Consider the following 14,409-nt stretch of genomic DNA (forward strand, 5'->3'; position numbering starts at 1 on the left):
CTGGACTCCCTGCCCGGGATTCCACCAGAGCCTCTCGAACCGCCCCGAAAACTCGGCTGACCACCGACCAGGAACCTGGTCGCACGGTCACACGCCGCAACGACCACGTCCAGTTCGAATCACGCCAGACCGCTCATTGGCGCGCCGCCCGGCTCGCTTCCGAGCAACCGCGCGCGAGCGACGGGGGGACACGGCTGCGCCGCCAGGGCACGGTCGGCGGCCGGGCTGGTTCGACCGCGAATAAGGAAGCGGTCGCGTCCGGCGCCACCTGCTGCGACTGATTCCGCCGCGTTCGGCCCGGCCGCACGGTCGCGTGCGGTCCGGTCTCACCCGACGCCGAGGCACCGTTCGGCCGGCTTCGCCACCGCCCGAAAACATTCAACCCGGATCCCACGATCACTGCCCACGCAACCACACCAGCGCAAGCACAGGTTTTCGAGCGAAGAGGACCGAGCATTGCCCGTTCGCGGCCCGGCTCCATGGGGGGCCGGGAACACGCCGCGCCCGCGCGGCCGAGAATTCAGATCGGTTCGGCGGCCGCCCGGCGCAGGACTTCGCGGGCCAGTGGGCCGTGCAGGGCATCGATCGGCTTACCGGGGAGGGTGTCGTCTTCGGTGAAGATCCACTCCAGGATCTCCTCGTCGGTGTACTTGGCGTCGCGCATCACGGTGATCAGTCCGGGGAGGGGCTTCACGACCGCGCCGGTGTCGTCGAAGAACCGTTCCGGCACGCCCGCCACGCCGTCTCTGCGGACGGCGATCAGTTGGTGGTCGCGCAGCATCTGGTGCACCCGGGTCACCACCAGCCCGAGTCGGTCGGCCACCTCCGGCAGCGACACCAAGGTCACCGACTGCGGAAGGACGTCGTCACTGCAGGGAAATGCACTCACCCGGACAACGGTAGACGGTCCCCCGCCGCACGTCGTGAGACACCCGGGGTGGTGGGAGTCGATACCATCGTGGGGGCCGCACGGAGCGGCTGATCGCTTTGTGAAAGCCGGAGGACTTCTCTTGATCGGCCAGATGCTGGAAGGGCGCTATCGGATCGATGCGCCGATCGCCCGCGGCGGAATGTCGATGGTCTTCCGCGGGGTCGACACCCGCCTGGACCGGCCGGTCGCCATCAAGGTGATGGATCCGAAGTTCGCCGGCGACCCGCAGTTCCTGTCCCGATTCGAGTTCGAGGCGCGCGCGGTCGCCAAGCTCAAGCATCCGTCGCTGGTCGCGGTGTACGACCAGGGCGTCGACGGCGACCATCCCTTCTTGATCATGGAGCTCGTCGAGGGCGGCACACTGCGCGAACTGCTGCGCGAACGCGGCCCGATGCCGCCACACGCGGTGCGCGCCGTCGCCGAGCCGGTGCTCGCGGCGATCGGCGTCGCGCATTCGGCGGGGCTGGTGCACCGCGACATCAAGCCGGAGAACGTGCTGATCTCCGACGCGGGCGAGGTGAAGATCGCCGATTTCGGCTTGGTGCGCGCGGTGGCCGCTGCGAACACCACGTCGGCGAGCGTCATCCTCGGCACCGCGGCCTATCTGTCTCCCGAGCAGGTCACCAGCGGCTCCGCCGATTCCCGCAGCGACGTCTACTCCTTCGGCGTGCTGATCTTCGAGATGCTCACCGGCCGGGTCCCGTTCACCGGTGACACGTCGATCTCGGTGGCCTACCAGCGCATCGAGAACGACGTGCCGAGCCCGAGCGGATTCATCTCCGGGGTGCCGCCGGAATTCGACGAGCTGGTGGCCAAGGCCACGGCGCGGGAGCCCGCGCACCGGTTCGCGGACGCGAACGAGATGGCGGCCGCGCTGCGGCGGATCGGCGCCGCGCTGCGATTGCCCGCCTATCGGGTGCCCGCGCCGCAGGAGTCCGCCGAACATCTCAGCGCCACCTATCGAGCCGTGTCACCGGATCGCGACGACCAACCGGGTTTCGCCGGAGCGTCGCCACAGGAGCCCCATGCGCCGCAGCCGGTGCAGCACACCAGAGTGGTGACCGCTCAGCGTCCGCGCCTCGACTACAGCCCGCCCGACGACTACGACCGGCCGCAGCCTGTGCGGCAAGCCCAACCCGCACCGCCGTATTCGCCCTACGCCGGCGACCTCAGCCGATCCCGGCGCACGGTGTGGCTGTGGGTGGCCATCGTCGCGATTCTCACGCTGGTGGTCGGTATCGGCGGCTGGTGGCTGGGTTTCGGCCGCTATTCACCGGTCCCGCCGATCGCCGGACTGGAAACCGACAAGGCGGTCGCGACGCTCCAGAACGCGGGGTTCGAGACCGAGATCCGGCAGCGGGCGTCGGACACCATCCCGGTCGGCGGTGTGGTCGGCAGCGACCCGTCGGCCGGATCCAAGATCACCAAAGGGTCCACGGTCGCGGTCCTGATCTCCAATGGCAAGCCCAAGGTGCCGGACGTCAAGCCGGGCGACCAGGCGTCGAAGGTCAACCAGTTGATCCGGGACAACGGGCTGCAACCGGTCGATGCCGGGGAGGAGTCCAGCACCGCACCCAAAGGGTCGGTCTCCAGGGTGGAGCCGAGACCGGGAACCGTGCTGCCGCTCGGCGCGCAGGTGAAGGTCTACCGCAGCAAGGGGTCTCAGCCGGTGAAGGTCCCCGACGTGCGCGGCAAACCGGCCGCCGAGGCCACCAAGATCCTCACCGACGCCGGGATCACCGTCCGGGAGACCCAGATCCAGTTCGACCGCGGCGTCGATGCGGACAAGGCCATCGGCACCCAGCCGGGGGCGGGCGCCACCATCCAATCCGGCGACGGCGTGGTGCTGCTGGTGTCCAATGCGTTGAAGATGCCCGATGTGCGCGGGTGGACCGTCGCCAACGCCCGCGCCAAGCTGGAAAGCCTCGGGTTACAGGTCGAGGTGAAGCAATTGGCGCGGGCCGACAGCTCGCTGGTGGTCTCGCAGACCCCGGCCATCGGAGTCAACATCGAGGCGGGCGACACCGTCACGATCGTGGCGCTGCCCTAGCCGGAAGGCTGCCGCGGTGGTTCAGCGCAGCATCTCGGCGACGAGGAACGCCAGCTCCAGCGACTGCTGGGTGTTCAGCCGGGGGTCGCAGGCGGTCTCGTAGCGACCGGACAGATCGAGGTCGGAGATGTCCTGGGCGCCGCCGAGGCATTCGGTGACGTCCTCTCCGGTGAGCTCGATGTGCATGCCGCCGGGGTGCGTGCCGAGCGCGTGGTGCACCTCGAAGAAGCCCTGCACCTCGTCGACGATGCGGTCGAAGTGGCGGGTCTTGAAGCCGGTGGACGCCTCGTGGGTGTTGCCGTGCATCGGGTCGCACTGCCAGATCACCTGGTGGCCCGTGGCCTGCACCTTCTCGATGATGGGCGGCAGCACGTCGCGAACCTTGCTGTGGCCCATGCGGGACACGATGGTCAGCCTTCCCGGCTCGTTGTTCGGATCCAGCCGCTGCACATATTCCACTGCCTGCTCGGGGGTGGTCGACGGGCCGATCTTCAGGCCGATCGGGTTGGCGACCAGTTCCGCGAACGCGATGTGCGCGCCGTCGAGCTGGCGGGTGCGCTCGCCGATCCACAGGAAGTGCGCGGACAGGTCGTAGAGCACCGGTTCGCCGATCGCGTTCTCGCTCAGGCGCAGCATGGCGCGCTCGTAGTCCAGCACGAGCGCCTCGTGGCTGGCGTAGATGCGGGCCGCCTTCAAGCTCGGGTCGTTGACCCGGCACGCGGTCATGAAGGCCAGGCCGCGGTCGATCTCCTCGGCCAGCGCCTCGTAGCGCGCGCCTGCGGGCGACTTGGCCACGAAATCGCGGTTCCAATCGTGCACCTTGTGCAGGTCGGCCATCCCCGCCCCGGTGAGCGCGCGCACGAGGTTCATCGCGGCGCTGGCGTTGGCGTAGGCCCGGACCAGGCGCGAGGGGTCGTGCTGGCGCAGCGCCTCGTCGGCGATCAGCGAGTTCACCATGTCGCCGCGGTAGGACTTGAGGCCGAGCGCGTCGGTATCCGACGATCGTGGTTTGGCGTACTGGCCCGCGATCCGCGCCACCTTCACCACCGGCAGGCTCGCGCCATAGGTGAGCACGACCGCCATCTGCAGGAGGGTGCGGATGTTGCCGCGAATGTGCGGCTCGGTGTTGTCCGCGAAGGTCTCCGCGCAGTCGCCGCCCTGCATGAGGAACGCCTCGCCCCGGGCGACCTCGGCCAGCTGCCCGCGCAGCTCCTCCACTTCGGCGGGCACGCAGATAGGCGGCACGCTCTCCAGTACGGTGCGCATTTTGGCCGCCTGCTCCGGATCCCAGGACGGCTGCTGCAGCGCAGGTCGCGCCAGCGCGTCGTCCAACCGCCTGCGCAGCTCGACGGGCAGCGGCGGCAGTTCCGGCAGGCGATCGATGGGTACGTCGACGGTCCAGTTCACCAGTCCAGAATACGGACCATCGGCCCTGTGGGGATACCCGGTGGTGGTGGTGGAGTGCCGCACCAAGGTGGCGAAGTTCTCCACCTCATGGGCCCTTGCGGGCGTGGCGGCGCACGTCACCATAGGGTTGCCGGGAACCCGTCACCTGCCGCAACGGCACCGGAAGCCGAGGAGAGACCGATTTCGCTGCGATATTTCTACGACTGCGAATTCATCGAGGACGGAGTGACCATCGATTTGGTCTCCATCGGCGTCGTCTGCGAGGACGGCCGGGAGTTCTACGCGGTGTCCACCGAATTCGATGCCGGACGTGCGGGGCCGTGGGTGCGCAAATTCGTGCTGCCCCGATTGCCTTCGCCGTCTTCTCCGCTCTGGCGCAGCCGGGCCCGGATCCGCGACGAGCTGTACGCGTTCCTGGTGCCACGGCCGACCGTGCAGCCCGAGCTGTGGGCTTGGGTTTCCGCGTACGACCATGTCGCCTTGTGCCAGCTGTGGGGCTCCATGGTCGATCTGCCCAACACGCTTCCGCGCTACACCAACGAGTTGCGCCAGCATTGGGAGGCGTACGGCCGCCCCGAGCTGCCGCCGATCCCGTCGGACGCGCATGACGCGCTGGCCGACGCCCGGCACAATCTGGCCAAGTTCGAAGCCATCGAGGCCGCACGCCGCGCGACGCCACGCCTGTGACACCCGCGGCATGACGCACCACGGCCCCGAGTCGCTTCGACTCGGGGCCGTGGTTCGGGGCGGGCGTCAGTGGCCGTGCTTGCCGTTCGCCGCCTCTTGAGCCCGCTGCAGCACCTTCAGCTGCTTGTGCTCTTCTTCGTGATCGATCTCGAAGTGCCGGTCGCTCTCCTCCTGCGGGTCCGGCCGCAGGAAGCTGCCCGTGCCCGGCCGGCCGGCCGAGCCGAGCTGGTTCATCTTCTTCGGTACCGGCGCGCCCTGGTACTCCAGCGGGATCGGGTGACCGTGCTCGTCCACCGGGCCGAGCGGCTGGTGCACCTCGATGTACTCGCCGTGCGGCAAGCGCTTGATCACGCCGGTCTCGATGCCGTGCTCGAGCACCGCGCGGTCGCTGCGCTGCAAGCCGAGGCAGAACCGGTAAGCGATGTAGTACGCCGCAGGCGGGGCGACGAGCAGACCGATTCGACCGATCCAGGTGGTCGCGTTCAGCGAGATGTCGAACTTCAGCGCGATGATGTCGTTGACGCACGACAAGGTCAGGACCACATAGAACGCGATCGCCATCGAACCGATCGCGGTCCGGACGGGTACGTCACGCGGACGCTGCAACAGGTTGTGATGCGCGCTGCTGTCGCCGGTGAGCCGCTTCTCGATCCACGGGTAGGCGATCAGGACGGCGAACACCAAGCCCATGATCAACGCGACCCAGAACACCGCGGGCACGGTGTAGTTGCCGATGTACAGCTCCCACGGCGGCATCAACCGGGCCATGCCGTCGGTCCACATCATGTAGAAGTCCGGCTGCGAACCCGCCGACACCTGCGAGGGGTTGTAGGGACCCAGGTTCCAGATCGGGTTGATCTGGAACACCCCGCCCATGATGCCCACGATGCCGAGGGTGAAGGCGAAGAACGCGCCCTGGTCGGCGGCGAACACCGGCACGATCCGCGCGCCCACCACGTTGTTCTCCGTGCGCCCCGGGCCGGGGAACTGGGTGTGCTTCTGATACCACACCAGCGCCACGTGCGCGGCGATCAACGCCAGGATGATGCCCGGGAACAGCAGCACGTGCGCGATGTACAAGCGCGGGATGATGATGTCGCCGGGGAAGTCGCCGCCGAACATCAGCCAGTGCATCCACGTGCCGATGATCGGGATCGAGATCGTGATCCCGGAGAACGCCGCCCGCAGACCCGTGCCCGAGAGCAGGTCGTCCGGCAGCGAGTACCCGAAGAAGCCCTCGAACATCGCCAGGATCAGCAGCAGCGAACCGATCACCCAGTTCGCCTCCCGCGGCTTGCGGAACGCGCCGGTGAAGAAGATCCGGAACAGATGCACGATGATCGACGCCGCGAACAGCAGCGCCGCCCAGTGATGCACCTGCCGCACGAACAGGCCGCCACGCACCTCGAACGAGATGTTCAGCGCCGTCTCATACGCCCGTGACATGGTCACACCGCGCAACGGCTGATACGCGCCGTCGTACACGACATGGCTCATCGAAGGATCGAAGAACAGCGTCAGGTAGACGCCCGACAGCAGCAGGATGATGAAGCTGTAGAGCGCGATCTCGCCGAGCAGAAACGACCAATGCGTGGGGAAGACCTTGTTGATCGATCGCTTCATGAACGCCGCGGCGCGATACCGCTCGTCCGCCTCGTTGGCTTGGGCTGCGACAGAAGGACTCATGAACGGCGCTCCCAGTAGGCCGGGCCGAGCGGCTCGATGAAGTCGCCGTTGGCGACCAGGAAGCCCTCAGCGTTGACGGTGATCGGCAGCTGCGGCAGCGCGCGAGCGGCGGGACCGAAGATCGGCTTGCCCCACTCGGTCGCGGAGAACTGCGACTGGTGGCAGGGGCACAGGATCCGGTTGGTCTGCTGCTCGAACAGCGAGGTCGGGCAGCCGAGATGGGTGCAGATCTTCGAGTAGGCGAAGTAGTCGCCGTAGTTGAAGCTCTCCTGCCCCTTACGCTTGATCGCCTTCTGCGCGTCTTCGGTGCGCAGGCGGATCAGCATGACGGCGTTGCGGATACCGCGCAGGGAGTCCAGCGTGGCGTGCTCGTCGCCGCGCCACTTCTCCTTCCACGGGAACACCGTCTCCATCGCGCCCGCGTCCAGATCCTCCGGACGCACCAGCACCACGTCGTCGGGCCGACCGGTGTCGCGGCGGATGTAGATGGTCTCGCCCGGGAAGTCCGGAGTCCAGCCCGAGACCCACAGCGGCGACTTGTCGCCCTTGGCCCAAGGATTCTTGATCAGGCCGCCGACGAACACCAGCAGCGCACCGACGCCGAGCACACCGACGCCCGCGCCCGCGGTGCGGGTGATCATCTTGCGACGACCCAGGGTGGAGGTGTCCAGCGCGTCCTGCAGCTCGGCGACCAGGGTGCGGCGCTCGACCTCCGGCGACGGACCGTCGTGCCGCTGCTGGATGGACAGCTCGGCGGGGATGAACAGCTTGCGGATCAGCACCACCGCGACGCCGATGACCAGTACCGAGATGCCGAAGGTCAGGCCGACCAGCGGGGTGAACAGCGAGTAGGCCACGTGGCCGTCTTCGTTCTTGCCCTTGAACTCCCACGGCCAGAACAGGAACACGCCGACCAGCGCCGCGGCCGCGATGCCCGACACGGCGAACCAGAAGCTCACCGCGCGCTCGGCGCGCTTCTCCGCCCGGGTGCCCGGGATCGGGAAGCGCTCGCGGCGGTAGGCGACGTCGACGCCGTCGCGCTCGGTACCGAGCTTGACCAGCTCCGCGCGCGTCATCTTGTCGAGGTCCGCCTCGGTGGGCTCCGCCGGAGTGGCGTTCACCGGCTGCTCCTTCGACTGCTGCGCGTGGCCCTCATCCGGGCGACCCATGTCGTCTCGCTCCTTATTGCTCATGACCTGTGTCCTTTCGGCATGACCGGGGCGCCCTCCGTGGTCACGCGAGCTGCCTGCTCCGGGCGCTGACCGGTCATGACCGGGATCCGATCCACATCGCGGCGCCGACCACGAGCGTGATACCGACCACCCAGATGGCCAGGCCTTCGGTCGCGGGACCGAAACCACCGAGATCCCAGCCGCCCGGGCTGTGCTCCTCGGTGGCGTTCTTGACGTAGGCGACGATGTCGCGCTTTTCCTCCGGGCTCAGCTGACGGTCGGAGAACTTCGGCATGTTCTGCGGGCCGGTGAGCATGGCGGTGTAGATCTGCTGTTCGCTCGCGGGTCCCAGCGGCGGTGCGAACTTGCCGGAGGACAGCGCGCCGCCGCGTCCGGTGAAGTTGTGGCAGGACGCGCAGTTCATCCGGAACAGCTCCGAGCCGCGGGCGATGTCCTCACCGCGCAGCGACTCCTGGGCGATCTCGCCGTTGGCGTCGCGGATCACGGTCGGGCCGCCACCGTTGGCCGCCACGTACGCGCTCAGCGCGTCGGTCTGGTGGGCGTCGAACTTCGGTGGCTTGCGCTCCGCCTGGGCCTCTTGGGCGGCCATCGGCATGCGGCCGGAGGACACCTGGAAGTAGACGGCGGCCTCGCCGACGCCGATCAGGCTGGGACCGCGGTCGACGACACCCTGCAGGTTCGCGCCGTGGCAGGTGATGCAGGACGTGTCGTAGAGCTGCCTGCCCTCGCGGATCAGCGCGGACTGGTCCTCGTTCGCTGTGGCGCGCTGCGGGTCCGGCGTGAAGGCCGATGCCAGGAAGCCTGCTCCGACGAGGCCCACCAGCAGCGCAAGCCCGCCCGCGATGCGACGGCGAACGCGGCGCTGCCTGCGCGTCTTGCTGGCCTGGCCGTTCCCGTGCGTGGCGGGCTCTGGCGCTGACGGGGGAGATGAACTCATCTGTGTCCCTTTGGAGTAGACGGAACCGACTTGTGCGAAAGATCTTGGGTTCAGCCGCACCCGCTCGGCGGCGCGGCGTCCACGATCAGCGGACGAAGTAGATCGTGGCGAACAACCCGATCCACACGATGTCGACGAAGTGCCAGTAGTAGGAGACGACGATCGCCGCGGTGGCCTGCGCTGGGGTGAACTTGCTCACCTTGGTGCGGGCCAGCAGGAACACGAAGGCGATCAGACCGCCGATGACGTGCAGACCGTGGAAGCCGGTGGTGATGTAGAACACCGAGCCGTAGGAACTGCTGGAGATCGACGTCCCCTCGTGCACCAGGTTCATGTACTCGTAACCCTGGCCGAGGACGAAGAACGTGCCCATCGCCAGCGTGACGACGTACCAACGGCGCAGGCCGAACACGTCACCCTTCTCCGCGGCGAAGACGCCCATCTGGCAGGTGAACGACGACGCGACCAGCACGGCCGTGACCGGCACGGCGAGCTTGAGGTTCAGCTCGGTCGGCTCCGGCGGCCAGTTACCGTTCGCCTGGGCGCGCGCGACGAAATACATCGCGAACAGGCCTGCGAAGAACATCAGCTCGCTCGACAGCCAGATGATGGTACCGACGCTGACCATGTTGGGCCGGTTCAGCGAATGCACACGCTGGGTAATGGCCGATCCTGGGGTCCCTACTGCGGTCGTCACGGGGGTAAGTATGACTCGTCGTAGTACGACGCCAGTACCCGGGTACGAAACTCGTTCCTCCGTGTCGAAAAACGCAGGGAAGGGCGGGTGATCGACCAGGCGGGGCGCAGGCTGAGCTGCGCGGCGGACCCTGGAACCGGTCGCACCCGCGACCGAACGCCCGGTCAGCATGACAGGCCCGGGTAAGGAAAACCTGAGATGGAGACGAATGTGGCAGCACGATTCTGGCGACGGCTGCGGCGGCGGGACCGGAGCACAGCCCTCGAGCTTCACCAGGCTGATCTGGTCGTCGTCGCGTCGAGCTTCGACGACGCGGAGGCGTGTTCGACCGCGCTGGCGCGCGCGACCGACCTGACACCGGACGCACCAGCGGTGCTGCGGCACCACCTGCGCATCCCACCACGGCACATCGAGACCGTCTGCGCGATCGCCGCGCAGGACGGATACACCCCCGCCCCGCACGTCGGCGGACCGGGCACCGACGCACTCGAGACGGTCATCCTGCAGCGGGTCCAACTCCTCGACGCCCTGCACTGCTCGCAGGAGCGCTCGCGCATGGCCGGTCTCGCCCAACGCCACGACGGCACCGCCGACGGTTGGGACGCCTTGCAACCGGGGCCACATCAGCAGGAGCCGTAAGCAGACGGCGGCGCCGTCACCGCCGACGGCGAAACCCGGATCGTGCGATTGCCGACCCGACCACCCACCCCGACCCCCGTTTCCAGCGAAGCGAAACCGAGCGTGTGCCGTTCGCGGCCCGGCTCGCGTCCGATCGGCCGTCGCGTGGGCGACGAAGAAGCAAGTGGCGACCACTCCGGCGCGAGCCACCAAAGCCGCGAACACCCAGCGACCCAGCCTCCGGACAAACCAGCACTGTCCAGCACCCGCCCGAGTGGCGACCGCACACGCCACAGACACCGCCGCCACCCACCCAACAGCCGAACCCACGTCGTGCGCTTACCCCCTCACGGGACCACACCAGCTCGACTCCAGGTTTCGAGCGAAGCGAGACCGAGCATTGTCCGTTCGCGGCCCGGCTCGCGTCCGAGTGGCCGCCGCGTAGGCGACGAAGGAGCAAGCGGCGGTCGCTCGGACGCGAGCCATAAGGGGGCCGCGAACACGCCGCGACGCAGTCGCGGCAAATACAACCCAGCTAGGCTGCTTGCGGACGAAACTGGTGCGCGAACCAGTGTGACGGGAGATGTGTGGAATGAGCGTGCGCAGCTGGCCCCAGGTGCTCGGAATCCTCGCCGACGGTGGCGACCTGGCCGCGGACGACACGGCGTGGGCGATGAACGAGATCATGTCCGACAACGCCACCCCCGCGCAGATCGCCGCGTTCGGCGTCGCGATGAAGATCAAGGGCCCTACGCCCGCCGAGCTGACCGGTCTGGCCGCGGGCATGCTCGACCACGCCCGGCTGGTCCGGATCGATGGCGACGCGGTCGACATCGTAGGCACCGGTGGTGACCGGTCCGGCTCGGTGAACATCTCCACCATGTCCTCGATCGTCGTGGCAGCGGCGGGCATTCCCGTGGTCAAGCACGGCAACCGGGCCGCGTCGTCGAAGAGCGGCGGTGCGGACGTGCTGGAGGCGCTGGGCGTGAAGCTCGCCCTCGGCCCCGAGGCGGTGGCGCGGTGTGTGCGGGAGGTCGGTATCGGCTTCTGCTTCGCGGCGGTGTTCCACCCCGCTCTCCGGTACGCCGGGGCGGCGCGCAGCCAGATCGGCATTCCAACGGTCTTCAACGTGCTCGGGCCGCTGACCAACCCCGCGCAGCCGCGTGCCGGGCTGGTCGGCTGCGCGTTCCCCGAACTGCTGCCGGTGATGGCGGGCGTGTTCGCCGAACGCGGTGCGAGCGCGCTGGTGGTGCGCGGCAACGACGGGCTCGACGAGATCACCACCTCGGACACCACCGAGGCGTGGATCGTCTCGGGCGGCCGGACGCGCCGGACCACCATCGATCCCACTCGCATCGGCGTCCCCCGCGTGGATCTGGACGCGCTGCGCGGCGGTGATGCCGAGGTCAACGCGGGTGTGGCCCGCGATGTGTTCGCCGGTCGCGCCGGCGCGGTACGGGACGCGGTACTGCTGAATTCGGCCGCCGCGATCGTGACCTACGACTGGTCGCGCGGCGCGGGCGATCCGGAGGCGGACCTGCATACCGCGCTCGCCGCCGGCATCGACCGCGCCGCCGAGGCGATCGACACGGGCAGCGCCGCCGCGCTGCTGGAGCGCTGGGCGAAGCTGACGCAGACGCTCGGCGAGGCCTGAACCGGCGCACGGAGCGAGCCGTCACCCGCCGGGCTACTCGCCCAGCGAGAACCCGGCTTCGACTTCGGCGCGCGAGTACGACTTGAACGCGATGTGCGTCGTGGTGCGCACGACGCCCGGCGTCTTGTCGATCCGGCCGGTCACCACCTCGGCTATCTGCTCGTGGTCGCGCACCCGCACGATCGCGATCAAGTCCACGTCACCCGCGCAGGAGTAGACCTCGGCGACGCCCTCGGTGTCCGCGACCGCTTGCGCGGTCTCGGGGATGCGGCCGTTGTCGGCGTGAATCAAGACGATCGCGGTAATCATGGTGCTCAGCCTAAGCGGTCGAGGTAGGCCTGTTCGGTCGGTTGGGCGCGTACCGCCGCATCGGCGAGATCCGCCCAGCCGAGCCACCGCGCCGCGCCGAATATCGGCTCGCGGTATCCCTCGGTGGTCCGCACGATCCGCACCCCGGGCCGCGCCAGCCAGCGCGCGACCAGCGCCACCTCTTCCGGCGAGGCGCCGCGCAACGGTGGGGCGTCGTCCAGGTACGCGGCGGCCTGATCCGAAGCATCGGGGCGCGATCCGACGAGCATCGACGACTCCGACAGCGGCGCCATCTCTCGGGTCGAGCGCGCCGATGCGGCCGGTGTCGAATTCTCTTGCCGCTGTGCGTGCGTCGGGTCGGCGGTGGGCGGATGCGGCGCTGTGGTGCGGTGCGAAGCCTCCGCCCCGGCTGTCACAAGGGGTTCCGTAGTCGGCTCGGCATGGACGTGTCCTAGCGTCGTCTCCCCGGCCGGATGTGCCTCGACGAAAACCCCTGCCGGAACCACGGTCTCGGCGGACGCGACGATCTGTTCCACGATCGGCATCGGCGGCACGCCGCGCGGGGCGGTGCCCGCGCCGGCCAGACGGCCGTACCGGATGACCGCGAACTCCCATCCGCCGTTATCGTCGGGATGCGCGGCGACCAGTTCGGCTATGCGTGCCACCGCGGCCAGTCGCTGTGTACGGCGCAGCGCGCGCACCACCCGGGCCGCGCGGTCGCGCACGCGCGCGGCCGCTTCGAAGTGCTGTGCCCGCGAATGGGTTTCGATGCGATCGAGCATGGAACGGATCGGCGCGTCGCTGCGCCCGGCGAACAGCGCGCGCACGAGCGCGGGCGCGGGGGCGTACTCCGCCATATCCGGCACCCTTCCCCTAGATCCCGCCGGACACCCGCCGACGAGCGTGGGCGGACATTCGTGCACCGCCCTCCGGGACAATCGCGTCGTGCAGGTGCGCAGCCCGGTGAACTCCGCGATGATCAGGCCGAGGTCGGCCGCGTCGTTACGAGAGTTGAACGGTCCCAAGGCGTCCCGCGTGGGTTCCCGCACCACCGAGAACCGGGGGAACGGCTCGTCGGTGAGGGTGAGCCACCAGGCCCGCTTCGGGAACTTGGACCGGCGATTGTAGGGCGGGGTGTGCGCCACCAGCAGCCGCAGTTCGCGCACCCCCGCCTCGAGCGCGTGCGCGCACACCACATGGTCGACCCGGGTCGCCAGCGACACCATTTCCTTCATTCGGCCCCGGGTCTCCGAACCGGTGAAGTAGTTACGGACGCGTCGGCGCAAGTTCACGGCCGTCCCTATATATAGGACTTCATCGGAAGGACCGCGGAACAGATACACGCCCGGACCGGCGGGGAGATCGGCCGCGAGGACGCGTTTGGATCGCTGCCGGGGGGTGACGTCGGGCAGATAGTCGAGCAGCTCGGTGAGACTGTGGACGCCCTGGTTCCCGACTCGTCCGATGAGCGCGTGCAAGACGTCGACGGTCGCACGGGCGTCTTCGAGGGCGCGGTGGGTGGGCTGTGTGGCGGCGCCGAGCAACCGGGCCAGCGAGCTCAATCGCACCGAGGGCGCTTCGTCTCGGCCGAGCACCCGCCGGGCCAGTTTCACGGTGCACAGCACCTGCGCGGCCGGCCACGCGGTGTCGCACTGCGCCGCGGCGGCGCGCAGGAACGCCATGTCGAACCGGGCGTTGTGCGCGACCAGCACCGCGCCCGACGCGAATTCCAGGAAGCCGGGCAGCACCGCCTCGATCCGCGGGGCGGCGTACACCATCGCGGTGGTGATACCGGTGACGTGCACGACGGCGGGCGGTATCGAGCGTCCCGGGTTGACCAACGTCGCGAACTCGCCGAGCACCTCCCCGCCTCGCACCTTGACCGCGCCGATCTCGGTGATGCCGTCCGCCCCGGGACTGGTGCCGGTGGTCTCCAGGTCCACGACCACGAACGTGGTGTCGTAGAGCGGGGTGTCGAGCTCGTCGAAGGCCAGTTGCTGGGCAGCGGCGGGGCGCGGCGCGGGGTCGGACACGGCGTGCAGCGTAGGGCCACGGTCCGACAGGAACGGGGCGTCCCAGCGCGCCCTGATATGCCCGAATGACATCGGGGGGATTCGAGCGCGATACCCGGGAAATGATCTAGAAATGCGCAAATGAGATCTAGATCACAAATCAGAGAAATCTGTATCAAACATTGCGGCGAGTCCATCGAAATGAGAGTGATCCAGGCCGGGCGTGTC

At 68.6% G+C, this 14,409-nt stretch carries 12 protein-coding genes; 4 read left to right on the forward strand and 8 right to left on the reverse strand.

Annotated elements, in window-relative coordinates:
• Positions 1–520: 520 nt before the first annotated feature.
• Entirely contained in the window at positions 521–889 is a 369-nt protein-coding gene (locus tag K8O92_32255; GenBank protein ID UAK32308.1) for a DNA-binding protein, read from the reverse strand.
• Positions 890–1,022: 133 nt separating this feature from the next.
• Between K8O92_32255 and pknB the strand changes: the two genes are divergently transcribed.
• On the forward strand, positions 1,023–2,981 hold the full coding sequence (gene pknB, locus K8O92_32260; protein UAK36077.1) for a Stk1 family PASTA domain-containing Ser/Thr kinase: 1,959 nt from the start codon (positions 1,023–1,025) through the stop codon (positions 2,979–2,981).
• A gap of 21 nt (positions 2,982–3,002) precedes the next feature.
• Here the strand turns inward: pknB and K8O92_32265 are convergent, their stop codons facing one another.
• Positions 3,003–4,388 (reverse strand): 3-deoxy-7-phosphoheptulonate synthase class II, encoded by a 1,386-nt coding sequence (locus tag K8O92_32265; GenBank protein UAK32309.1) that lies wholly within the window; start codon positions 4,386–4,388, stop codon positions 3,003–3,005.
• A gap of 186 nt (positions 4,389–4,574) precedes the next feature.
• Between K8O92_32265 and K8O92_32270 the strand changes: the two genes are divergently transcribed.
• Positions 4,575–5,075: a polyadenylate-specific 3'-exoribonuclease AS gene (locus K8O92_32270; protein UAK36078.1), complete on the forward strand. Its 501-nt coding sequence runs from the start codon at positions 4,575–4,577 to the stop codon at positions 5,073–5,075.
• Between the two features lie 66 nt (positions 5,076–5,141).
• Here K8O92_32270 and K8O92_32275 read toward each other — a convergent pair whose 3' ends face one another.
• The 4 genes from K8O92_32275 to K8O92_32290 form a co-directional block, all read right to left on the reverse strand.
• Complete coding sequence (locus K8O92_32275; GenBank protein UAK32310.1) at positions 5,142–6,761, reverse strand: ubiquinol-cytochrome c reductase cytochrome b subunit; 1,620 nt, start codon at positions 6,759–6,761, stop codon at positions 5,142–5,144.
• Positions 6,758–7,930, reverse strand: coding sequence for a ubiquinol-cytochrome c reductase iron-sulfur subunit (locus tag K8O92_32280; GenBank protein ID UAK36079.1), 1,173 nt, complete (start codon positions 7,928–7,930; stop codon positions 6,758–6,760). The genes K8O92_32275 and K8O92_32280 overlap by 4 nt, the downstream gene beginning before the upstream one ends.
• 97 nt (positions 7,931–8,027) lie before the next feature.
• A complete protein-coding gene (locus K8O92_32285) occupies positions 8,028–8,891 on the reverse strand; it encodes a c-type cytochrome (GenBank protein ID UAK32311.1) in 864 nt (287 codons plus the stop codon).
• An 85-nt stretch (positions 8,892–8,976) separates the two neighbouring features.
• The gene (locus K8O92_32290; GenBank protein ID UAK32312.1) at positions 8,977–9,588 is read right to left on the reverse strand and encodes a heme-copper oxidase subunit III; all 612 of its coding nucleotides are present in this window, start codon (positions 9,586–9,588) and stop codon (positions 8,977–8,979) included.
• 210 nt (positions 9,589–9,798) lie between these two features.
• Here K8O92_32290 and K8O92_32295 point away from each other — a divergent pair, with 210 nt between their 5' ends.
• Together K8O92_32295 and trpD are read left to right on the forward strand one after the other, a co-directional pair.
• Positions 9,799–10,227, forward strand: a complete 429-nt coding sequence (locus K8O92_32295; GenBank protein ID UAK32313.1) for a hypothetical protein — start codon at positions 9,799–9,801, stop codon at positions 10,225–10,227.
• A 571-nt stretch (positions 10,228–10,798) separates the two neighbouring features.
• Positions 10,799–11,860 (forward strand): anthranilate phosphoribosyltransferase, encoded by a 1,062-nt coding sequence (gene trpD / locus K8O92_32300; protein ID UAK32314.1) that lies wholly within the window; start codon positions 10,799–10,801, stop codon positions 11,858–11,860.
• Positions 11,861–11,893: 33 nt separating this feature from the next.
• On the opposite strand, the gene K8O92_32305 is transcribed toward trpD, so the two are convergent.
• Together K8O92_32305 and K8O92_32310 are read right to left on the reverse strand one after the other, a co-directional pair.
• Entirely contained in the window at positions 11,894–12,169 is a 276-nt protein-coding gene (locus K8O92_32305) for an Lrp/AsnC ligand binding domain-containing protein (GenBank protein UAK32315.1), read from the reverse strand.
• A 5-nt stretch (positions 12,170–12,174) separates the two neighbouring features.
• Complete coding sequence (locus tag K8O92_32310) at positions 12,175–14,202, reverse strand: DEDD exonuclease domain-containing protein (protein UAK36080.1); 2,028 nt, start codon at positions 14,200–14,202, stop codon at positions 12,175–12,177.
• Between the last annotated feature and the right edge of the window lie 207 nt (positions 14,203–14,409).

This window comes from Nocardia asteroides, assembly GCA_019930625.1.
Lineage (GTDB): Bacteria > Actinomycetota > Actinomycetes > Mycobacteriales > Mycobacteriaceae > Nocardia > Nocardia sputi.

What these genes read in the sequence shown, in the direction of transcription:
- pknB (UAK36077.1), top strand. Translation starts at nt 1,023, where the DNA reads ATGCTGGAAGGGCGCTATCGGATCGATGCGCCGATCGCCCGCGGCGGA.
- K8O92_32275 (UAK32310.1), bottom strand. Translation starts at nt 6,761, where the DNA reads ATGAGTCCTTCTGTCGCAGCCCAAGCCAACGAGGCGGACGAGCGGTAT.
- K8O92_32280 (UAK36079.1), bottom strand. Translation starts at nt 7,930, where the DNA reads ATGGGTCGCCCGGATGAGGGCCACGCGCAGCAGTCGAAGGAGCAGCCG.
- K8O92_32285 (UAK32311.1), bottom strand. Translation starts at nt 8,891, where the DNA reads ATGAGTTCATCTCCCCCGTCAGCGCCAGAGCCCGCCACGCACGGGAAC.
- trpD (UAK32314.1), top strand. Translation starts at nt 10,799, where the DNA reads ATGAGCGTGCGCAGCTGGCCCCAGGTGCTCGGAATCCTCGCCGACGGT.
- K8O92_32305 (UAK32315.1), bottom strand. Translation starts at nt 12,169, where the DNA reads ATGATTACCGCGATCGTCTTGATTCACGCCGACAACGGCCGCATCCCC.